We start from the raw sequence: 19268 nt of genomic DNA on the forward strand, positions 1-19268 counted from the left end.
GTCCCGGATGCAGCCAGCCAGTACACGCATAGTCCAGCCCGTCTTGCCGCGCATGCTCCGGCTGATCCGGGTGCAGCAGGCCGGGATGCAGCCTGCCGCGTAACAGCAGGCTGTTCCACAATCCGCAGGTCTTCCAGCTGTCAATGTCGTCAGCCAGAACTGCCAGCGCATCCGGCTCACTGCTGAAAAAACGCCGATGATCATGCCCCGGATCAGTGGGTTGCTGGGCAGCCAGGCGCAGGCAAAAATCCTGCGGCGCAAGTTCGTCCAAAGCCGCCGCAAAACCGCCCACAGCCAGAAAATCCTCACGCCGCAGCAAAAGCGCTCCCATATGGGCAAGCTGAAAAAATCTCCGCTTTCGGGCCAGATCATGCTCCAGGGGCAGACCTTCATAAAGATACCGCAGTTGCCCGAGGCAATCTCCCACGCTGCCCATGTGGGCTATGCGGGCCTGGAAAGGAGCGACATTATCCGCCAGTGAAGCAGGAGGGCCAAATGCTTCCTGGCGGTAAAGGAAGAGGGGATTGACCCCGGCAAGCCGGTCTGAACTTTCAAGCCTGTGACGCATTGCCGGCAGACTGCCGGGCAAAAGACGCACCGCCGAGGAAAGAAGCAAGAGATAGGGGGTGTGCGCCTGGCCGGCGGCCAGATTGAGCGCCTCCAGGCAAGGCTGCCCTGCGGACGGGCTGTAACAGCGAAACGCATGCATGGCTCCGCGCCGCACCATATCCTGCCCCAGGGGCATAATCTGCGGGCGCATCGCTTCATGGCATGCCGCCATGAGCACCTGCCCCGCTGCCCCGGCGGATTCAAGGGCGGCGCAACAGTCCTGGGGGGAGAACTCCGGCAAAATGCGAAGTAAAACAGTCAGCCAGGGTCTGTCATGTGCTCCGTTTGTCATGGCGGCAGGCTAGCACAGGGCAGAAGGCGGCGCAACGCGACGGCCTTACTCCGATGTCACGGACCACGCGGGCCGTATGGTTTGCTGCTGTTGCTGCTTCCCTGAGGGCGCGATCCGGCATTTTCAGGCGAACCGGCTTGCGCCCTTGGGAATCTTGCGCGCCACCCCGCTGGAGCGCTCTCAGCATCCCTGTTTTGCGGCTTGAGAGAAAAAGCGGTACTCTGCCCGCAGGACGTTTCCACACACGCCCTGCCCCCTCGGCCGCCCAACGCTCGTATGCAGGAGTCTTCATGCCGCCCGTAGTTTCTGTGGTCATTCCTTCGTATAATAGCCGCACCTACCTGAAGCGCGCCCTGACAAGCCTTGAGGCGCAGCGCTGCAAGGAACTGGATCTGGAAATCATTGTGGTGGACGACGGGTCTGATGACGGCACACAGGACTATCTGAAAAAAAGCTTTCCACAGGTGCAGTGCCTGCGTCAGGCCAATGCGGGCGCTTCCCGGGCGCGCAACAGGGGCATGGATGCCGCCACGGGCGACTACCTCGTTTTTCTGGATGCCGACGACATACTTTGCCGTGGCTGCCTGCATTCCGGGGTGGAAAGCTTACGCCGCCACAGCGCAGACATCAGCGTATGCCTCTGCCTGAACCATGTGGAGGGCGCGTCCGGCGGACACTTCTGGCCCCTGCGCCGGGGGCAGTATCCGCTGCACCTGTGGCATTCCAACATCTCACCGGTGCATACCTTTATGCTCAGGCGCAGTTCCGTGGGCGAACGACGCTTCTCCCCCCTGCCCGCATGTGAAGACTGGCTGTTCTGGTGTCAGTGCGCGCACGCGGGTCTGCGTTTTGTCTCCAATACCGATGGCATGGCAGTTTATGTACACCGCCCCCAAAGTCTTTCCCGCACAGTGGACGGCCAGCACATACGAATGCATGTTCTCAAGACTATAGGAGAAAATCTTAATAACAATGCAAACCTGCCTGAAGAGGGTCTCTTTGCCGCCGCCCTTGCCCATCTGGCCGGAGTCTTGGCCTGCACCACAGAACAGCGCCATTACAGTGCAAACAATATTCCCACATTATTACGGCAAGCGAAGCAAAGCCTGCTCCACGCCCTGCGGGCCGAAAAAAACGCCGCGCCACCCGGACTCGCAGAGCGGAGCCACGCCTTGCAAGCCTGCGCCCTTGCTTGCGCCCTGCCTGCGGAAGCCCAGGATCTGACAGCCGGAATACGCGCGTTGGGCCGACGAATATGCCCGGAAATACAAAACTTTTCAGAGGGCGCATCCATACATGCCGCGTGGCGCGCGGCCCTTGCTCAAACAGCAGTTCCCCTGCAGGTAATGGAACGCACTTTTTACAAAAATTTTGATCCGCAAAGCCTCAATCTTTGAGTGTATACATATAACACGCTAGTAAAAAAGAAGTTTATCATTCCAATTCTTCTTTTTTCCACACAGGCCCGGAAGGCTTGGCAGACCAAGCATATATTTGCTAGGCTGGCTGCGCCCGGCCTTTTGGCACTCACGGGGCATCACATGCGCCAAGCCCGTGCCGCGGGCCGCATTTAATCACATCAACCGCATCCAGAATTATGGGGCACGCAACCCAAGGCCTACTGCATGACACAAACAATGCCCCGCTTACTCTACCTGCTGGCCGTACTGGCCTGGTATCTGCTTCTGCTGCCCAACCCCGTCACAATTTTCATGGCGGCCTGCCTGTCTTGCCTTACCCTGCCGCAATACCGCAAACTGAGACAAAAAGCCCGGGCCTGGCGAATCCGCATTGAACGCAGCCGGCCGGATTCACGCAAGCGCCGCTTTCTTGTTTCCCTTGTCAATTCTTCGCCCCTTTACGGGTACATCGCCATGCTGATGGCAGCCATCATCGTGCCTATTTCGGTGCTGGTCCTTCTGGTATCACCGCAGGCAGCGGCCGGTTTTACACGGCTGCGCGAACTCCAGGCCAACAATTTTCAGTTGCCCGCTGAATGGGTCAACTATATCCAGCAGTGGCGGCAGAGCCTTACAGAGCACCCGCGCCTTGAGCGCGCCTTTAACGATCTGCTCACACGGCTGGACAACCTTTTCGACAGCGCCATGGGCCTGCTGCTGTCGCGCGGGGTGGATTTTCTCGGCGGCACCATGACGGTGCTCTGGACCGGATTTCTCTTTATAAGCCTTACAGTGATATTTACCATCTATTCCCGCCGGGTACGCAAGATTACGGGCAGGATATTCCATATTTCCCAACCCATGCTGCGGCGATTCATCACAGCCATACAGCGGGCATTGCGCGGCATCATGCTGGGCATCGTTCTGGTGGCGCTGGCCCAGGGCTTTCTGTGCGGCATCGCCTTTGCGGTGGCGGGCGTCAACCAGCCTGCCTTCTGGGGCTTGCTGGCTACCCTGGTGGCTCCCATCCCTATGGTAGGTACTGCCCTTGTGTGGCTTCCCCTGTGCATTTCGCTCTGGTTTACGGGCAAAGGCATGGCCGCCATCGGGCTGGGGCTGTGGGGAATGCTGGCCGTGGCGGGAGTGGACAACGTGCTGCGGCCCCTTTTCCTGCGACAGGGCATCAAGGCGCCTTTTTTTGTGCTGATTATCGCCATCCTCTGCGGACTTTCCAGCTTTGGCCCCGTGGGGCTTATTGCAGGCCCCGTGCTGCTGGCCTTTGCCATGCAGGCAGTGGAGGAAGCCAACCGTATCTACAAGTATAATGCTTAGCAAAGTATAATGGTTAAAATAGATTCTCACGCTACGCTTACGGTAGAGGAAGAGCCTTGCCGCCCCAGGGACTACTGCGTACCAAACAGTACGGGAAACGGCAGCGCCCCTGCAAGGCCATGCCACACATGCTCCCGCCACGAAAAGATGCCCTTGTCGCCTGCACGGCTGGCAGCATGTTTTTTATGGCTCTGCCTGCTTGTGGCATGTGTCGCACCCGGGCATGCCCTGGCGGCCATGCCCGTGCGTTCCGCCATTCTTATCAATATGGATACCGGCAAAGTTCTTTATGCCAAGAATCCTGACATGGCCATCCCCCCGGCTTCACTCACCAAGGTCATGACCATGTATCTGGCTATGGACCAGATTCGCGCGGGAAAAATCAAGCTCGGCGAAAAAATAAGAATCACGCCGCAAGTGGCTGCCGTGGGCGGGTCGTCCATGCATTTGCGGGCAGGCGATCGGGTTGCGCTTTCACAGTTGCTCACGGGCATGGCTGTGGTTTCGGGCAACGATGCGGCCACTGCTGTGGCCCGCCGGGCTGGCGGCAACGACCGTCAGTTTGTGCGCGCCATGAATCAGAAAGCCAAGGCCCTGGGCATGAGCCGCACCACATTCAAAAATCCCACCGGACTGCCTGCAGCCGGACAAAAAACCACCGCACGAGACATGGCCCGAATGACAAGGGCCTACCTGCGTTCCCACCCGTCCGCCCTGCGTTATCACAACGTGCAGCTGCTCACCTACCGAGATAGGAAAACACGCAATACCAACGGATTGCTGGGTACGGTAGCAGGGGTCAACGGATTGAAAACGGGCTGGACCGTAGCCTCGGGCTACAACCTTATTGTGACGGCCCAACGGGGTAAAACCCGCATGCTGGCAGTGGTTATGGGCGGCGCCAGCAGAGTCGGGCGCGATAATGCCGCCCGCAGGCTCATCGAGGCCGGATTTCGCCATCCTGCATCCCCCAAAAAAGTGCAGCAGATATTTGCGGGCAGGAAAAAGCGTTGAGGCCAGTCACAGAGCGGCTTGTGCGATTGCCCTTGTCCTGCGCGCAACGGTTACGAACGATCTGACTGACAGGTCTTTTTGCTGTCCGCCCTCCTAGACAGTGTCGTCACGAGCGCCTTTCCCGGTATCTCTGTGTCGAACTTCGCCTTTTATTCCGGTCGAGTACCATAAGAGTACACTCCCTGCATAAAAGGCTCGTTCTCCTTGATATACCAAGGAAATTCATCTCGTGGCGACACTGCCTAGAGCAGATTAACTTTGAGAATGTACATTCTCAAAGTTTAAGACACGCTCGCTTCGATGCTTAACCGCGCAAATAAATAGCTCTGCTGTCTTCTCGGTAGTCGTTGGCGAGCCTGCGAGCCTTACGAATGGCGACAGTGGTTGTGTAGCAACAAACCGCTCGTTATACATGGTGTCTGCAAGCGTAGTTTCCCGCGTTACAACTCCTGAAGCATCCGTAACTTCCTTTGTCGTAACGGCTGAAGCTGCGCTTGCATCTTTGCGGCGGGCCACTGCTCACGCAGCCGCCAGAACAAGTTCAAAGTGAAATTGCTCTAGAGCAGTTAACGAATGAAATGAGTTAACTGCTCTGCAAGGATTTTCAGGAAAATCCTTGCCACGAAATGCGAGCAGGCAGGCTTTTGCCTGCCGTAAGCAAGCATTTCAAGTGTTAAATGCTCTAGTTGTAGTGACCGGCGAATACTGCGAGGGAACTTCAAACAACCGCGCTGATGAGAAGCATGCTTGCTGGGTACGGCTGGCGCAAAGAGCACCGTTGCCCGGCGCTTGCACAAAAAACATTAAAAATGGGCGGAAGACCATAAATAAAGACGGCGGAAATTTCCGCCGTCTTTATTTATGAATCACAGGATCTGTGGCAACAGCGGCTACGCCTGCTTCAATGCCTGCTCCAGATCCGCGATAATGTCATCCACATGCTCAAGCCCAACGGACAGGCGCACCGTACCGGGATGTATTCCCGCTTCGCGCAACTGCTCGTCTGTCAGTTGCCGGTGGGTGGAGCTTGCAGGATGCAGCACGCAGGTGCGGATGTCAGCCACATGCACCTCAAGGGAAATCATCGTAAGGCTGTCGATAAAACGCGCTCCGGCATCACGCCCGTCGCGGAGAGAAAAGGCGATCACGCCGCTGCACCCGTCGGGCAGGTACCTGTCGGCCAGCGCCTTGTTGGGATTGCCCGGCAAACGGGGATAACTGACGGATTCGACCTTGGGATGCCCGGCAAGATAGGCGGCCACCTTTTCGGCATTGCGGCAGTGGCGCTCCATGCGCAAGGGCAGGGTTTCAAGCCCCTGGTTGATATAAAAGGCTCCCTGGGGGCTTTGGCAGCAGCCCATATCCCGCATGAGCTGCACACGGGCCTTGACGATAAAGGCCGCCCGGCCAAAGGCTTCGGTATAAACCAGCCCGTGATAGGAGGGATCAGGCTCGGTGAATTCGGGAAACTTTCCGCCAGTCCAGTCAAAATTTCCGCTGTCCACAATAACGCCGCCCATCTGCAGGGCATGACCGTCCATATACTTGGTGGTGGAGTGCACAACCACATCCGCCCCATATTCAAAGGGGCGGCACAGCACGGGCGTGGCAAAGGTGCTGTCCACAACAAGGGGCAGGCCATGCCTGTGCGCCAGACCGGCAAAACGCTCGATATCCAGCACATCCATGGACGGATTGGTCAAAATTTCTCCGAATACCGCCTTGGTATTGGGTCTGAAGGCTTTTTCAAGCTCTTCATCCGGCGCGGTCTGATCCACAAACGTCACTTCAATGCCGAGCTTTTTGAGGGTAACGGCAAAAAGGTTGAATGTTCCCCCATAAATGCTGGAAGCGCTGACGACATGGTCGCCGCTGCGGGCCACATTGAGCAGGGCAAGCAGATTGGCCGCCTGACCGGAGGACGTGCAAAGAGCGCCCACACCGCCTTCAAGGGCCGCGATCTTGCGCTCCACCGCATCCACAGTGGGATTGCCGAGGCGGGTATAAAAAAATCCCGCATCCTCGAGGTCAAACAGCCGCGCCACGGCTGCGGTGGACTCATACCTGAACGTGGTGCTCTGGGCGATGGGCACAACACGCGGTTCACCGTTTTTGGGCTCGTAACCGGCGTGCAGACAAAGAGATTCCGTTTTCATGCCATCCTCAATGCGGTGGAATTTAAAGATCATCACGGCCGTACATTCGTGCCGCGCCGCACGAAAATACAGCAAGCGCATCCGGGTGGCAACCTGACGCGGGTGATCCGGATTCAGGTGACGCCGCACACGGCATGAACCAGTCGGTCGCCTGACGGCGGTCATGCAAGTTTTTTGCAAACCTTGTAAACCCGCCGCACACAGGGGCAGAACAGCTCCGTAAACGCCAGCAAAAAATCACGAACCTATTGACCGTTTGTCGCTTACTGTATATAATTTTTCGCAAATGACGGCCAGCTGGACGTGCTAAAACATGAGGGGCATGATTGTCGCACACGCCAAGCCAGCAGCCTTTTCGCATCATATCAGTTCCTGAATTATGCACAGACAGCGCCACAGGGCGCACGGCCGTTAAGCCGGACGTCGCTATGCCGTTGTCTTCGACACGGACGGCGTGACTTTTTCGCGCCGCACAGCAGGCCCCAGTGGCAGGGGGACTGCGCCGCAGATGTTCATTCACTCTTGCCAGGAGGCTATTATGCGTATTGCCGTGGGTCTGGGCAAAGAAGGCGGAGAAGAGCGTTTGGAGCGCCAGGGCATCAGCCGCCGCGATTTCATGAAATTTTGTACGGCGGTGGCCGTGGCTATGGGCATGGGTCCGGCTTTTGCTTCCGATGTGGCTGCCGCCCTCACCGGGCGTCGCCCTTCGGTAGTGTATCTGCACGCCGCCGAATGCACGGGCTGTTCCGAAGCGCTGCTGCGCACCTACCAGCCCTTTATCGACACTCTTATTCTCGACACCATTTCTCTTGACTATCATGAAACCATCATGGCCGCCGCCGGCGAAGCCGCCGAAGAGGCGCTTCAGGCCGCAGTCAACGGGCCTGACGGTTTCATCTGCCTTGTCGAAGGCGCGATCCCCACGGGCATGGACAACAAGTACGGCTATATAGCCGGACACACCATGTACGACATCTGCAAAAACATCCTGCCCAAGGCCAAGGCTGTGGTCAGCATCGGCACCTGTGCCTGCTACGGCGGCATTCAGGCTGCCAAACCCAATCCCACCGCCGCCAAGGGCATCAATGACTGCTATGCGGACCTTGGCGTCAAGGCCATCAACGTGCCTGGCTGCCCGCCCAACCCCCTGAACATGGTCGGCACTCTTGTGGCCTTCCTCAAGGGCCAGAAAATCGAACTGGACGAAGTGGGCCGCCCTGTCATGTTCTTTGGACAGAGCGTGCATGACCTCTGTGAGCGTCGCAAGCATTTCGACGCCGGCGAATTTGCGCCCTCCTTCAACTCCGAAGAAGCGCGCAAGGGCTGGTGCCTCTACGATGTCGGCTGTAAAGGACCCGAGACCTACAACAACTGTCCCAAGGTTCTTTTCAACGAGACCAACTGGCCGGTAGCTGCCGGGCATCCCTGCATTGGTTGCAGTGAGCCCAATTTCTGGGACGATATGACGCCGTTCTACCAGAACTAGGGGGATAAAAAATGAGCCAAGTCACTAAAACGCCCCAGAGCAATTACACCGGTCCCATTGTGGTGGATCCGCTGACCCGCATCGAAGGCCATCTGCGTATTGAAGTGGAAGTCGAAGGCGGCGTGATCAAAGAGGCCCGCAGCTGCGCCACCCTCTTCCGCGGCATTGAAACCATCCTTAAAGGCCGCGACCCGCGCGATGCCCAGCATTTTACCCAGCGTACCTGCGGCGTCTGCACCTATACCCACGCCCTCGCCTCCACACGCTGCCTTGAAGACGCCATCAACAAGCCCATTCCGGCCAACGCGACCTATATACGCAACATGGTGCTGGCCAACCAGTTCATGCACGACCATCTGGTGCACTTCTACCATCTCCACGCCCTGGACTTTGTAGACGTGACCAGCGCCCTTCAGGCCGATCCGGCCAAGGCCGCCAAGCTGGCGAACTCCATTTCGCCCCGCAAGGCGACCACTGAAGAATTCGCCGCCGTGCAGTCCAAACTGAAGACCTTTGTGGCAAGCGGGCAGCTCGGCCCCTTCACCAACGCCTACTTCCTGGGCGGACATGAAGGGTACTACATGGACCCCGAAGCCAACCTCGTGTGCACCGCCCACTATCTGCAGGCCCTGCGCGCCCAGGTGGAAGTTGCCAAGGGCATGGCCGTTTTCGGCGCCAAAAACCCGCACACCCAGTTTACCGTTGCCGGTGGCGTGACCTGCTACGAAGCACTGACGCCCGAACGCATCAAGCAGTTCCGCGATCTTTACGTCAAGGCCCGCGCCTTTATTGAAGAAGTCTATATCCCCGACCTTCTGCTGGTCGCCAGTTACTACAAGGACTGGGGCAAAATCGGCGGAACCAACAACTTCATGGCTTTTGGCGAATTTCCCGCGCCCGGCGGCGAACGCGACCTCAACAGCCGCTGGTACAAGCCCGGCGTTATTTATGACCGCAAGGTGGGTTCCGTACAGCCCTTCGATCCGAGCAAGATTGAAGAGCATGTGCGCCATAGCTGGTACGAGGGCAAGGCCCGCGCACCCTATGAAGGCGAAACCAATCCGCACTTCACCTTCATGGGCGACACGGACAAGTATTCGTGGAACAAGGCCCCGCGTTACGACGGCCACGCCGTGGAAACCGGCCCCCTTGCGCAGATGCTGGTGGCCTACGGGCATAACCACAAGACCATCAAGCCCACCATTGACGCTGTGCTCGCCAAGCTGAATCTTGGCCCCGAAGCCCTGTTCTCCACCCTGGGCCGTACCGCCGCCCGCGGCATCCAGACGCTGGTCATTGCCCAGCAGCTTGAAAACTGGATCAACGAATACGAGAACAACATCATCAAGGACAAGCAGATCGTCGAAGACTACGCCGTGCCGACCTCCGCGCGCGGTGTCGGCTTTGCCGACGTGTCGCGTGGCGGCCTCTCGCACTGGATGACCATTGAAAACGGCAAGATCGACAACTTCCAGCTTGTGGTTCCCACCACCTGGAACCTGGGACCCAGGGACGAGAAGGGCATACCCAGCGCCGCCGAAGCCGCTCTGGTCGGCACGCCGGTGGCCGATCCCAAGCGCCCGGTGGAAATCCTGCGCACCATTCACTCCTTTGACCCCTGCATCGCCTGTTCTGTGCACGTCATTGACGGTGAAAGCAACGAAGTGCATGACTACAAGGTACTGTAGCCTGTCATAGCCGGATGCATGAGGGCGGGGGATTTGCCCCCGCCCTTTTTTTCACTCTTCAAGAAAGCGAGCAGGCACATGAGCAAAGAAAAGGTGCTTATCCTGGGTGTGGGCAATATTCTGCTGACCGATGAAGGCTTTGGGGTACGGGCAGTGGAACACCTTGAGTCGCAATACCGCTGGCCTGAAAATGTGACTCTTATGGATGGCGGCACTCAGGGGCTGATGCTCATGAGCACACTGATGGATTGCGATTTTCTGGTGGTTCTGGATGTGGTGCTGGGGCGCGAAGCGCCGGGTTCCATATACTTGCTGGAAGGCGAAAAACTGCGGCAGAGCCTGAGCTTCAGAGACTCGATGCACCAGACCGACCTTGTGGACACTCTCGTAACCTGCGAACTGGCCGGGCATCGCCCGCGGGCGCTTGTTTTCGGCATGCAGCCATTCGACTACAAAACCATGCAGGTCGGGCTGACACCCGAGGCAGAAGCCAAACTGCCGGAATTTTGCTCAAAAGTGGTGGCAGAACTTGTCCACCACGGCATCCGCGCCGAAAAAATCTGACTCCTGTCCGGTCAATATAAAAATTCCGTGCAAAAATCCCGTAACAGCCACACGCTGTTACGGGATTTTTACATCAGCATATCTCTCGCCCCGTTCAAAAACGGAATGGCTCGGCGTCATTCATTTCCGGGCAGGCATTCTTCGGTGAACAGCGCCATCTGGACCTGCCTCAGATCAGCGGCCCACAGCCCGTCACCCTCGCGCAAAACACCGGTAAACGTGCCGTCATATACCTGACCGCAGCCACACGAAGGCGACCGACTTTTAAGAATTGCGGCAGTACAGCCGCTTTCCCGGGCCAGGGCCGTTGCCGCACGCACACCCTGCAGAAAAGCAGCGGTCACGTCCTCGCCATTTTTGTTGATCACCCGATCACCCACAAGTTCGCAGCAAGGCCTCGGCGTAGGCAGGCCTCCCAGACACTCCGGGCAGGCTGCCACAGCCCGGCCCTCTTCCATCAGGCGCATGACTGCGGGACAGGGCGTGGCGCGCCCGTCGTAGCGGCAGGCAATGCCTGCCAGACAGGCGCTGACGATGTAGCGTGGCCGCATGGTGTTCACTTTTCTTCAGGCAAAAGCGCGGCTTCCCACATTTCCTGATAATAAACGCAGGTGCCGGGATTCCAGGCGGTAGCCGTGGCGTGGTCATAACTTTCGGTAATAGGCCAGTCAGTATGCGGAGCCAGGGCTTCTTCAAAAGAGGCGGCTTCAACCACAGCTTCATATTCAAGATTAAGCGTGTAGTTTGGCCCTTTCATAAAGCGCAGATGATAGCGCGGCATGGCAAATCCTTTCAACGCGAACACCGGGAAGGAGAATCCCCTTCCCGGTGTGTTTAATCATTTACACAATGGCAGTGCCTAGTGTGTGGTCATCACAAACTTGCTGACGAGGAAGAGCACGATCAGCAAAAAGATGCCAAGCCCCACGCCGCCTTTGATGAGTTTCATCTCAACGGGATCCAGGGGTTCATACTCCATCTTCTCAATTTCTTCATGGAGTTTTACTTCATTAGTCTTTTCCATATCTCACTCCGTATATGCTAGCCGCCGATAACAGGCGGGGTCATGCCGTGGAAGAAGGCGTAGGAAATGAACAGGCCCACCCAGATGATGAAGCCAAACAGGCACACCACGTACACAACGGCCAGACGACCGATGCCTTCTTCACGCAGTTTGCGGAAGTTGGACACCACACCGATGGTGAAGAAGGTCATGAGGAAGAACAGCACACGGAAGCCGTTGATGGTGCCGGACAGGCTCTTGCCGAGCTTGTGCAGTTCGGGCGAGGACAGGCACATGAACAGCAGGATCAGGAAGGTGCCGATGTAGCCAAGCACAAAGCGGGGGAAACGATCCATAACGTCGCCCCAGGTCATGGTGCGTTCGCCACGGGTCTTGTCGAACTTGGCGGTCCAGACGTAAGCAAGCACCAGGGCCCACACGCCGATGAACACGTCAATGAAGATCTTGACGGTAGTGGTAACCATCACGACCCAGCCCGGTTCCCAGTTGATGCCCTGACCGGCCATCTTTGCCAGAATGAGGGATTCGGTGATGGCACCGCTGGCGATGGCGCCGCCGTCAGACTTCACGGCGAGGCCCATCCAGGCGCCGGCCACCAGGGGCTCGGTGGAAAGGAACTGCTGCGCCACGAAGGGCAGGATCAGCATTTCGATGCAGGTGAACACCACGACCAGCGAGGACACCATGATCGGCACCACAGGCCGGGCGCGGATGGCGCCGCCGGTGGCAATGGCCGCCGAGACGCCGCAAATGGAAATGCCGGAAGCAAGAGGAGCAGCCCATTCTTTGTTGAACTTGAAGTGTTTACGGGCAACGTAGTAAACAACGCACCAGTAAAGCAGGTACGCTTCAACAATGGCGCAAAGACCGCGGAAAATGATGTGACCGGCAAAACCGGCCGCATCAGCGGCTTTCACGCCGAGTTCGGCGCCCATGATAACAATGGCGATTTTAACAAAAAGCTCGGGCCGGCAGGCTTCGCGCAGGCTTTCGGCAAACTTGGGGGTAATGTTGCCCACAAGAATACCGACAACCAGAGCCACGATAAGGCCGGCTTCAGTGCTGAGGCCCAGCGCCCACGGAATGCCCTGCTTGGCGAGCTGCGTGGGGTTGGCCGCGATGTAGGCGTTGGCCCCGGCCGTGTAGCAGGCGATAGCCATGAAGAAGATGATGGTAAAGCCACGAACGAAGCTCGCCACATTGCCCTTGATAAGCTTGATGCCTATCGCCAGCAAGGTGGTAATAATCGCGTAGCTCATGAGCAGCGAACCCCAGCCGGGCAGCCACTTCCAGGTTGCGGCCTTCCAGGCGGTAAGCGGGTTGTCGACCCACATGCCAACGCGCACGACCCAGCCCATCATGTCCAGGCCGACCATTTTGCCGAGCGCTAAAACGAAGACAAGGCAGCCGATAAGCAGGGCAACTTTGTCTTCGTTAAATGCTGCCTTTGGTGATGCCATACCCATAGTCCTCCATGCGAATAATGCAAGTAATCACGAACACACCTCCCCGCCGACACCTCTTGCCCCTTGGCGGCCTTGTACAAATGAGCACATAGCGCGCCAAAAAACAAAATTTGCCGCAGTGTCCGGCTGGGGAAACCACGCCAAAATGGTGCCGTCCTACGTAAAAGCAGCAGCACCGTCTGGGAAGATACCTTTCTGGGCTAGATTGTCAAGCATTAGTTCAAAGTTTAACAATCTGCAAATCATCTCTGATTTTGGAGCTTCAGGGAGTATTTTTTCCATGTTGTAAAGAAAAAAACATGGATATTTAGAAAGTATTTACAATATATCCAACACAGTATTTATAAGAAAAAGACAAAAAAACATTTTTATAGTGTTATTATGCGTAAATTTTACTTAATATATTCCAATATAACAGTCCACAGACATCAAAAAATAATCACCAAAATAAAAACTGTAAAATGAATTCATGGCCTGAAAAAGCCAAAAAAGCGGCAGCGTTGGCCGAAAAATCGTTTTTTCCGCCAACAGGGCGCACAGCCTTGTGCTTTATAACACCAACAGGCGCATACATACCGCGACGCTATACATCCCTTTAAACATGCCCATGCCTGGAGCATTTTAACTTTGAAGCCGCTCTGGAGGCTGCGTGAACGGCCTCCGCAGCACAGGGGCAGGCGCAACCCATTTGCCTTGTTACCAGTCGGTTTTTCATCCCGTTCCTGCCCGCTTTTGTGCCATCCAAACGCACGGTCAGACTTCAATCTGTGTTACGTTTTTTTAAAAGTTGACACAAAAATAACATGCCTATACCATCTGTAAAATCCTACAATCCCATACAGGACAAGAAGATGAACAGAATTTTCAAGGCATTTTCTCTATCGCTTCGCCATGTCTGTGGCGGCTTTCTGGCCCTGTTTTTCCTTCTGCTTTCACTCTCCCCGGCCTGTGCGGCCAATGGTTGGGACAAGGACACGCTGGTTTACGCCTGGAGCAGCAACGTGGGGCCGCTCAATCCTCACGCTTACGGCGCAAACAAGATGTTCGCCCAGGCCCTCGTTTACGAGCCGCTGGTGCAATATGCCGAGGACGGAAAAATCATCCCCTGGCTGGCTGAAAGCTGGACAGTTTCGCCTGACGGCAAGATCTATACGTTCAATCTGCGCAAGGATGTAAAATTTTCAGACGGCACCCCCTTCACGGCCGATGCCGTGGTAAAAAATTTCGATGCCGTCCGCATGAACATCACGCGCCATGACTGGCTGGCAACGGCTGACCTTATGGATTCCTACAAGGCCGTCGGCCCCTACACCTTTGAGCTGAGGCTCAAGCAGCCCTATGCCGCGGCTCTTCAGGAACTGAGCCTGGTGCGCCCCCTGCGCTTTCTCTCGCCCTCCGCCATGCCTGAAAATGGCAACACCGCCCAGGGCATAAAGTCCCCTGTGGGAACCGGTCCCTGGGTTCTTGCAGAAAGCCGCAAGGGCGAATTTGACCGTTTTGTGCGTAATGATAGTTACTGGGGCGAAAAGCCGCAGATGCGCCAGCTTGTGGTCAAGGTGATCCCTGATGCGGAAACCCGCGCCATTGCTCTTGAAAGCGGTGAGGTGGACCTTATAGCCACCGCCATTGCCGATCACGGCTCGGCCGGGGTAAACCCTGATGCCTACGCCGCCCTGGAAAAAGATCCGGCCTACGCCACCCGCGAGTCCTCGCCGCGCAACACCCGCCTGCTCGCCATGAACACGGCCCTGTTTCCCACCAGCGAGCTTGCCGTGCGTCAGGCCATTGTACGCGCTATTGACCGCCCATCTATAATAAAGGGTGTGTTGCTCGGCCAGGAAGCTCCGGCCGAAGAGTTGCTGGCAAAAGACATTCCCTTTTGTGACATCGCTCTGAAACCCTATCCCCACTCGGCTGAAGAGGCCGCAGCCATTCTGGACAAGGCTGGCTGGAAGCTCCGGCCCGGCGAAAAATTCCGCACAAAAGACGGCAAAACCCTCAGCCTTGAGCTTAAGTTTATTGCCAATGAAAGTATCATGCGCTCCATTGCCGAGGTGGTGCAGAGCGACCTTGCCCGCATAGGCGTGGATGTTAGACTGATGGGTGAAGAGCCCAATGCGTTCGGCGCATCGCAAACCGACGGCACATTCAACATGATATTCTGTGAATCCAATGGCGCACCTTACGATCCGTTCTCGTATGTTGCGGCCATGCGTGTGGCGGGACATGCGGACTACCAGGCCCAACGCGGGCTGCCGCAGAAAAAGGAACTGGACGCGGCCATCACAAAAGCTCTTGCCACTACGGATGCCAAGGAGCTTCAGAGCCTGTTCACCAGCATTCTGACCATGCTGCATGACGAGGCCGTTTACGTTCCTGTAAGCCGCACCATTGACAAGGCCCTGTTTAAAAAGAAGAATATCAAGGAATTCACATTCAGTCCCGTTTCGTATGAACTGCCTTTGGCGCGGGTTTCGCGGCCCTAGCAGACAATTTCAACCCGAAACTGTTCTGGCAGCGGCACAGGCAGATGCCCGCCATCAAGGCGTACGCCAGCTTGCGCCGTTGCCCAAAATCCTGGGCTGAGGACAGCGATGCCATGCATCTGCGCAGCAATGCCCCGTAAAGGGTGCGCAACACTTTGAATATGCCTTCTAGAAAATACTGTGCTCCAGGTGAATACGAGCAGGGCCATCTCCCCTGGCTGCCCGTATTTTTGTTGCCCATGCCGTGACACTCCCCGCGCGTCACGGCATGGGCAAAGTGCGGCATGGCGGTACGCCCGCGCCGCTCGCCATGCCTGCAACTTTAACGTGGACCCGTTCATGATACGCTTTTTGTGCCGCCGTCTTCTTATTCTCTTCCCTCTGCTGCTGGGAATTTCTGTTTTTGTTTTTGCCGTGCTGCGCCACGGCAAAACAGATCCGGCAATGGCATATCTGCGCCTATCCGGCCTGCCGCCCACGGAAAACCTGCTGGCAACCACCCGCGAAAGCCTGGGCCTGAACCAGCCCCTCTGGAAGCAGTATCTGGACTGGCTGGCTTCGGCCCTTCAGGGCGATCTGGGTCTGTCCTATGTGACAGGCAACCCGGCCCTCAACGAGATTCTGTACTACCTGCCCGCCACCATCGAACTGACCATGTGGGCCATGGCCGCCACCATTGTCATCAGCATTCCGCTGGGCATCGCGGCCGCCCTGTACAAAGACCGCTGGCCGGATCACCTCACCCGTATTTTTGCATTCAGCGCCGTATCCATGCCGTCATTCTGGCTGGGCTTTCTGCTGGTGCTTCTTTTTTCGCGCCATCTGGACATTCTGCCCGCCATGGGCCGGGGTGGCCCGGAATTTCTGATCCTGCCCGTGTTCACGCTTTCCTTCATGTCCATGGGGATCAACATACGCCTGGTGCGGGCGAGCATGCTGGAACACATGCACAGCCGCAGCGTCACGTACGCCCGCTCAAGAGGGCTCAAAACATGGCGCATCATTGGTCAGCACGTGCTGCGCAATGCCCTTATTCCCGTCCTGACATCCATGAGCATGCATTTCGGCGAACTGCTCGGCGGGGCGGTGATTGTTGAAAACATCTTCAACTGGCCCGGAGTTGGCCGCTATGTGGTTTCTGCCATATACAATCATGATTACCCTGTTATCCAGACGTTCACGCTGGCAACCACGCTCATTTTTGTCCTTGTCAATCTGCTTACAGACGTGCTCTACGCGCGGATAGACCCGCGTATCCGCCTTGGAGAAGGACGATGAACAAAAAAATGCTCGTGGCCCTTCTCATCCTGCTGCCCCTCATGGCCTGCGCCCTGTTAAGCCCCTGGCTGGTTCCTCACGATCCCGAGGCCGTGGATCTTGCCAAAAAGTTTTTGCCTCCCGACGCCAGCCATCTGCTGGGTACAGACCACCTGGGCCGGGATGTTCTTTCCCGCCTTATGGCGGGCGCGCGCTACTCCCTGTCCACAGTGCTGTACATTATCGGCTGCATCATGGCGGCAAGCCTGGCCCTGGGTTCCATGGCCGGATACCTCGGCGGCAGGGTCGATTCCGCCGTCATGCGCGTCTGCGACGCCATGATGACCTTTCCGACCATAGTCCTGGCGCTTTTTCTTATCGGCATTCTCGGAACAGGGCTGACAAACCTTGTCATCGCCATCGCCATTACCCATGTGGCATGGTACACACGGCTTGTCCGCAGCCATGTGCTGAGCCTGAAAAGCAGGGGACACATCCTGGCAGCGCAGGCCATGGGCCTCAGCCGCACACGCATTGTCGTCCGCCACTTTCTGCCCGCCATTCTCGTGCAGGTGCTGGTGCTGGCTACGCTGGATGTGGGGCATATGCTTTTGCATGTGGCCGGGCTTTCCTTTCTGGGACTGGGCATACAGCCCCCCACACCGGAGTGGGGCCTCATGATTTCCGAAGCCCGCAACTACATACGGTCGCAACCCATGCTCATGTTCTATCCCGGCCTGATGATCTTTATGGCGACTGCGGCCTGCAACCTTATGGGCGATGCGCTGCGCGACCGTCTGGACCCTGCCCTGCGCGCTGCGGGGGCCTGACATGGAGCATATGACACAAACTCCCGGCCAGCCGGCGGCCCCCATTCTTGACATCCGCGGCCTCTGCCTGAAAGCCGCCGGCACAGAAGATGCGCGGCTTGTGGACCAGGTTTCCCTGAGCATACACGCCGGTGAAACCCTGGCCCTTATGGGATCCAGCGGGTCGGGCAAATCTCTCACCGCCATGGCCGTCATGGGCCTGCTGCCGCCCGGAGTGCGTCAGGAAAAAGGCCATATTCGCATTGTCGGCGGCGCTCCTGCCCTGATCATGCAAAATCCCGGCGACTGTTTTGACCATCTTTTCACGGTACGGCATACCTTTCGCGAAACCTTTCGCGACACCGGCTGTGTGCCGCGCAAGCGTGAAGAAGCCGCCATGCGGCGGCGCTTGCGCGAAGTGGGCTTTACCAATCCCGAATCCATCCTGCCCCGCCACCCCTTTGAGCTGAGCGGCGGCATGCTTCATCGCGTTATGATCGCCCTGGCACTGGCCCGCAAAAGCCCCCTGATCATCGCTGACGAACCCATTTCAAGCCTTGACCTGCCAGGCAAGGCGCGCATCCTCCGCCTGCTGAAAAACCTTCAGGCCCGCCACAGTTTTGCCCTGCTCTATATTGATCACGATCTGACTACCGCCGCCTGCATGGCCGACAGAATCGCCGTCATGCGGCACGGACGCATTGTGGAACAGGGCCCGGCCCGCGAACTGCTGCGCCATCCGGAACATGACCATACCAAAGAACTGTTGTGCGCCTTTCATGCATCCAGAGTGCGCCCCCCTGCTGACGAACAAGCCGCAGCAGCGCCCAGCGCAACACAAAACGCCAAGGCACACCGCCCTGTGCTGCTGGAATGCCGCAACCTGAAAAAAAGTTACGGCGCATGCCGCTGGCGTCGTCAGCCCGGCCAGGAAGTATTGCGTGACGTGAATCTGCGTCTGCACCGTGGAGAAAGCCTTGCCATCATGGGCCGTAACGGCGCGGGCAAAAGCACGCTTTTTCGCCTCCTGCTGGGACTTGAAAAGCCTGACAGCGGCCATGTGCTGATTATGGGTGATGATATCGCCTCGCCGCTGGCCCACAAGAAAAGCTGGCGCAGACATGTGCAGACGGTCTTTCAGGATTCACGCGGCGCGGTGAACCCGCGCATGGCAATCCGGGACATCATTGAAGAACCTCTGGTGGCTCATGGGCCGGCGTCAGCCGAGGACCGCAGAAAACGTGTGGCGGAGCTGCTTTCATTGGTGGAACTGCCCCAGTCCTGCGCGGGCAGATATCCGGGGCAGTTGAGCGGCGGGCAGTTGCAAAGGGTGTGCATCGCGCGGGCTTTGGCTCCCAGGCCGGACATCCTGCTTCTGGATGAAGCCCTCACTGACCTGGATGCCGTGGTGCGCGCGCAACTGCAGGATCTGCTGGAAAGCCTGAAGAACAGCCTGGGACTGTCACTGCTTTACGTGTCACACGACATGGCTTCTGCTTTCCGCCTCTGCGACCGGGTGGTCGTTCTCAATGAAGGCTGCCTGGTAGATGAGTTCCGCCCTGATCAGCATCTGGACGCGGACAGGCACGAATCCTTCGAGCACCTGTTGCGCGCCGCTGCGGAACTGGCTGACGGGCGGCATCCGGCGAGTTGACCAGAAAGAGCAGGCCGGGACCTCGGCCCCG

Annotated in this window: 15 protein-coding genes and 1 pseudogene; 10 read left to right on the forward strand and 6 right to left on the reverse strand. The window is 57.5% G+C overall.

What is annotated here, in order from left to right; all coding sequences use genetic code 11:
* Positions 1-901, reverse strand: a pseudogene (locus tag V6C07_RS02270) (glycosyltransferase); the annotation flags it as partial.
* Positions 902-1191: 290 nt separating this feature from the next.
* On the opposite strand from V6C07_RS02270, the gene V6C07_RS02275 reads away from it, so the two are divergent.
* From V6C07_RS02275 to V6C07_RS02285, 3 genes are all read left to right on the forward strand, one after another.
* Positions 1192-2298, forward strand: a complete 1107-nt coding sequence (locus tag V6C07_RS02275) for a glycosyltransferase family 2 protein (RefSeq protein ID WP_333534764.1) — start codon at positions 1192-1194, stop codon at positions 2296-2298.
* A 240-nt stretch (positions 2299-2538) separates the two neighbouring features.
* Entirely contained in the window at positions 2539-3633 is a 1095-nt protein-coding gene (locus tag V6C07_RS02280; RefSeq protein ID WP_333534765.1) for an AI-2E family transporter, read from the forward strand.
* Between the two features lie 237 nt (positions 3634-3870).
* Entirely contained in the window at positions 3871-4647 is a 777-nt protein-coding gene (locus tag V6C07_RS02285; protein WP_333534766.1) for a D-alanyl-D-alanine carboxypeptidase family protein, read from the forward strand.
* A gap of 890 nt (positions 4648-5537) precedes the next feature.
* Here the strand turns inward: V6C07_RS02285 and V6C07_RS02290 are convergent.
* The gene (locus V6C07_RS02290; protein ID WP_333534767.1) at positions 5538-6803 is read right to left on the reverse strand and encodes an O-acetylhomoserine aminocarboxypropyltransferase/cysteine synthase family protein; all 1266 of its coding nucleotides are present in this window, start codon (positions 6801-6803) and stop codon (positions 5538-5540) included.
* 538 nt (positions 6804-7341) lie between these two features.
* Between V6C07_RS02290 and V6C07_RS02295 the strand changes: the two genes are divergently transcribed.
* From V6C07_RS02295 to V6C07_RS02305, 3 genes are all read left to right on the forward strand, one after another.
* Positions 7342-8289 carry a hydrogenase small subunit gene (locus V6C07_RS02295; RefSeq protein ID WP_333534768.1) on the forward strand — a complete coding sequence of 316 codons (948 nt, stop codon included), beginning with the start codon at positions 7342-7344 and terminating at the stop codon, positions 8287-8289.
* Positions 8290-8300: 11 nt separating this feature from the next.
* Positions 8301-9977, forward strand: coding sequence for a nickel-dependent hydrogenase large subunit (locus V6C07_RS02300; protein WP_333534769.1), 1677 nt, complete (start codon positions 8301-8303; stop codon positions 9975-9977).
* 78 nt (positions 9978-10055) lie between these two features.
* On the forward strand, positions 10056-10541 hold the full coding sequence (locus V6C07_RS02305) for a HyaD/HybD family hydrogenase maturation endopeptidase (protein ID WP_333534770.1): 486 nt from the start codon (positions 10056-10058) through the stop codon (positions 10539-10541).
* 116 nt (positions 10542-10657) lie between these two features.
* On the opposite strand, the gene V6C07_RS02310 is transcribed toward V6C07_RS02305, so the two are convergent.
* The 4 genes from V6C07_RS02310 to V6C07_RS02325 form a co-directional block, all read right to left on the reverse strand.
* Positions 10658-11092, reverse strand: coding sequence for a DUF523 domain-containing protein (locus tag V6C07_RS02310; RefSeq protein WP_333534771.1), 435 nt, complete (start codon positions 11090-11092; stop codon positions 10658-10660).
* A 5-nt stretch (positions 11093-11097) separates the two neighbouring features.
* The gene (locus tag V6C07_RS02315; protein WP_012624667.1) at positions 11098-11322 is read right to left on the reverse strand and encodes a hypothetical protein; all 225 of its coding nucleotides are present in this window, start codon (positions 11320-11322) and stop codon (positions 11098-11100) included.
* A 78-nt stretch (positions 11323-11400) separates the two neighbouring features.
* Positions 11401-11565, reverse strand: a complete 165-nt coding sequence (locus V6C07_RS02320; RefSeq protein ID WP_333534772.1) for a bacteriocin-type signal sequence — start codon at positions 11563-11565, stop codon at positions 11401-11403.
* A 17-nt stretch (positions 11566-11582) separates the two neighbouring features.
* Complete coding sequence (locus V6C07_RS02325) at positions 11583-13025, reverse strand: putative sulfate exporter family transporter (RefSeq protein ID WP_333534773.1); 1443 nt, start codon at positions 13023-13025, stop codon at positions 11583-11585.
* A gap of 809 nt (positions 13026-13834) precedes the next feature.
* Here V6C07_RS02325 and nikA point away from each other — a divergent pair.
* The 4 genes from nikA to V6C07_RS02345 all read left to right on the forward strand — a co-directional run bounded on the left by nikA (position 13835) and on the right by V6C07_RS02345 (position 19237).
* Positions 13835-15517 (forward strand): nickel ABC transporter substrate-binding protein, encoded by a 1683-nt coding sequence (gene nikA, locus V6C07_RS02330; RefSeq protein WP_333534774.1) that lies wholly within the window; start codon positions 13835-13837, stop codon positions 15515-15517.
* Positions 15518-15856: 339 nt separating this feature from the next.
* The gene (gene nikB / locus V6C07_RS02335) at positions 15857-16795 is read left to right on the forward strand and encodes a nickel ABC transporter permease subunit NikB (protein ID WP_333534775.1); all 939 of its coding nucleotides are present in this window, start codon (positions 15857-15859) and stop codon (positions 16793-16795) included.
* Positions 16792-17604: a nickel ABC transporter permease subunit NikC gene (gene nikC / locus V6C07_RS02340; protein ID WP_333534776.1), complete on the forward strand. Its 813-nt coding sequence runs from the start codon at positions 16792-16794 to the stop codon at positions 17602-17604. The genes nikB and nikC overlap by 4 nt, the downstream gene beginning before the upstream one ends.
* A gap of 10 nt (positions 17605-17614) precedes the next feature.
* Positions 17615-19237 (forward strand): ABC transporter ATP-binding protein, encoded by a 1623-nt coding sequence (locus V6C07_RS02345; protein ID WP_333534777.1) that lies wholly within the window; start codon positions 17615-17617, stop codon positions 19235-19237.
* Positions 19238-19268: the final 31 nt, after the last annotated feature.

This window comes from Desulfovibrio sp. 1214_IL3152, assembly GCF_036763055.1.
Taxonomy (GTDB): domain Bacteria; phylum Desulfobacterota; class Desulfovibrionia; order Desulfovibrionales; family Desulfovibrionaceae; genus Desulfovibrio.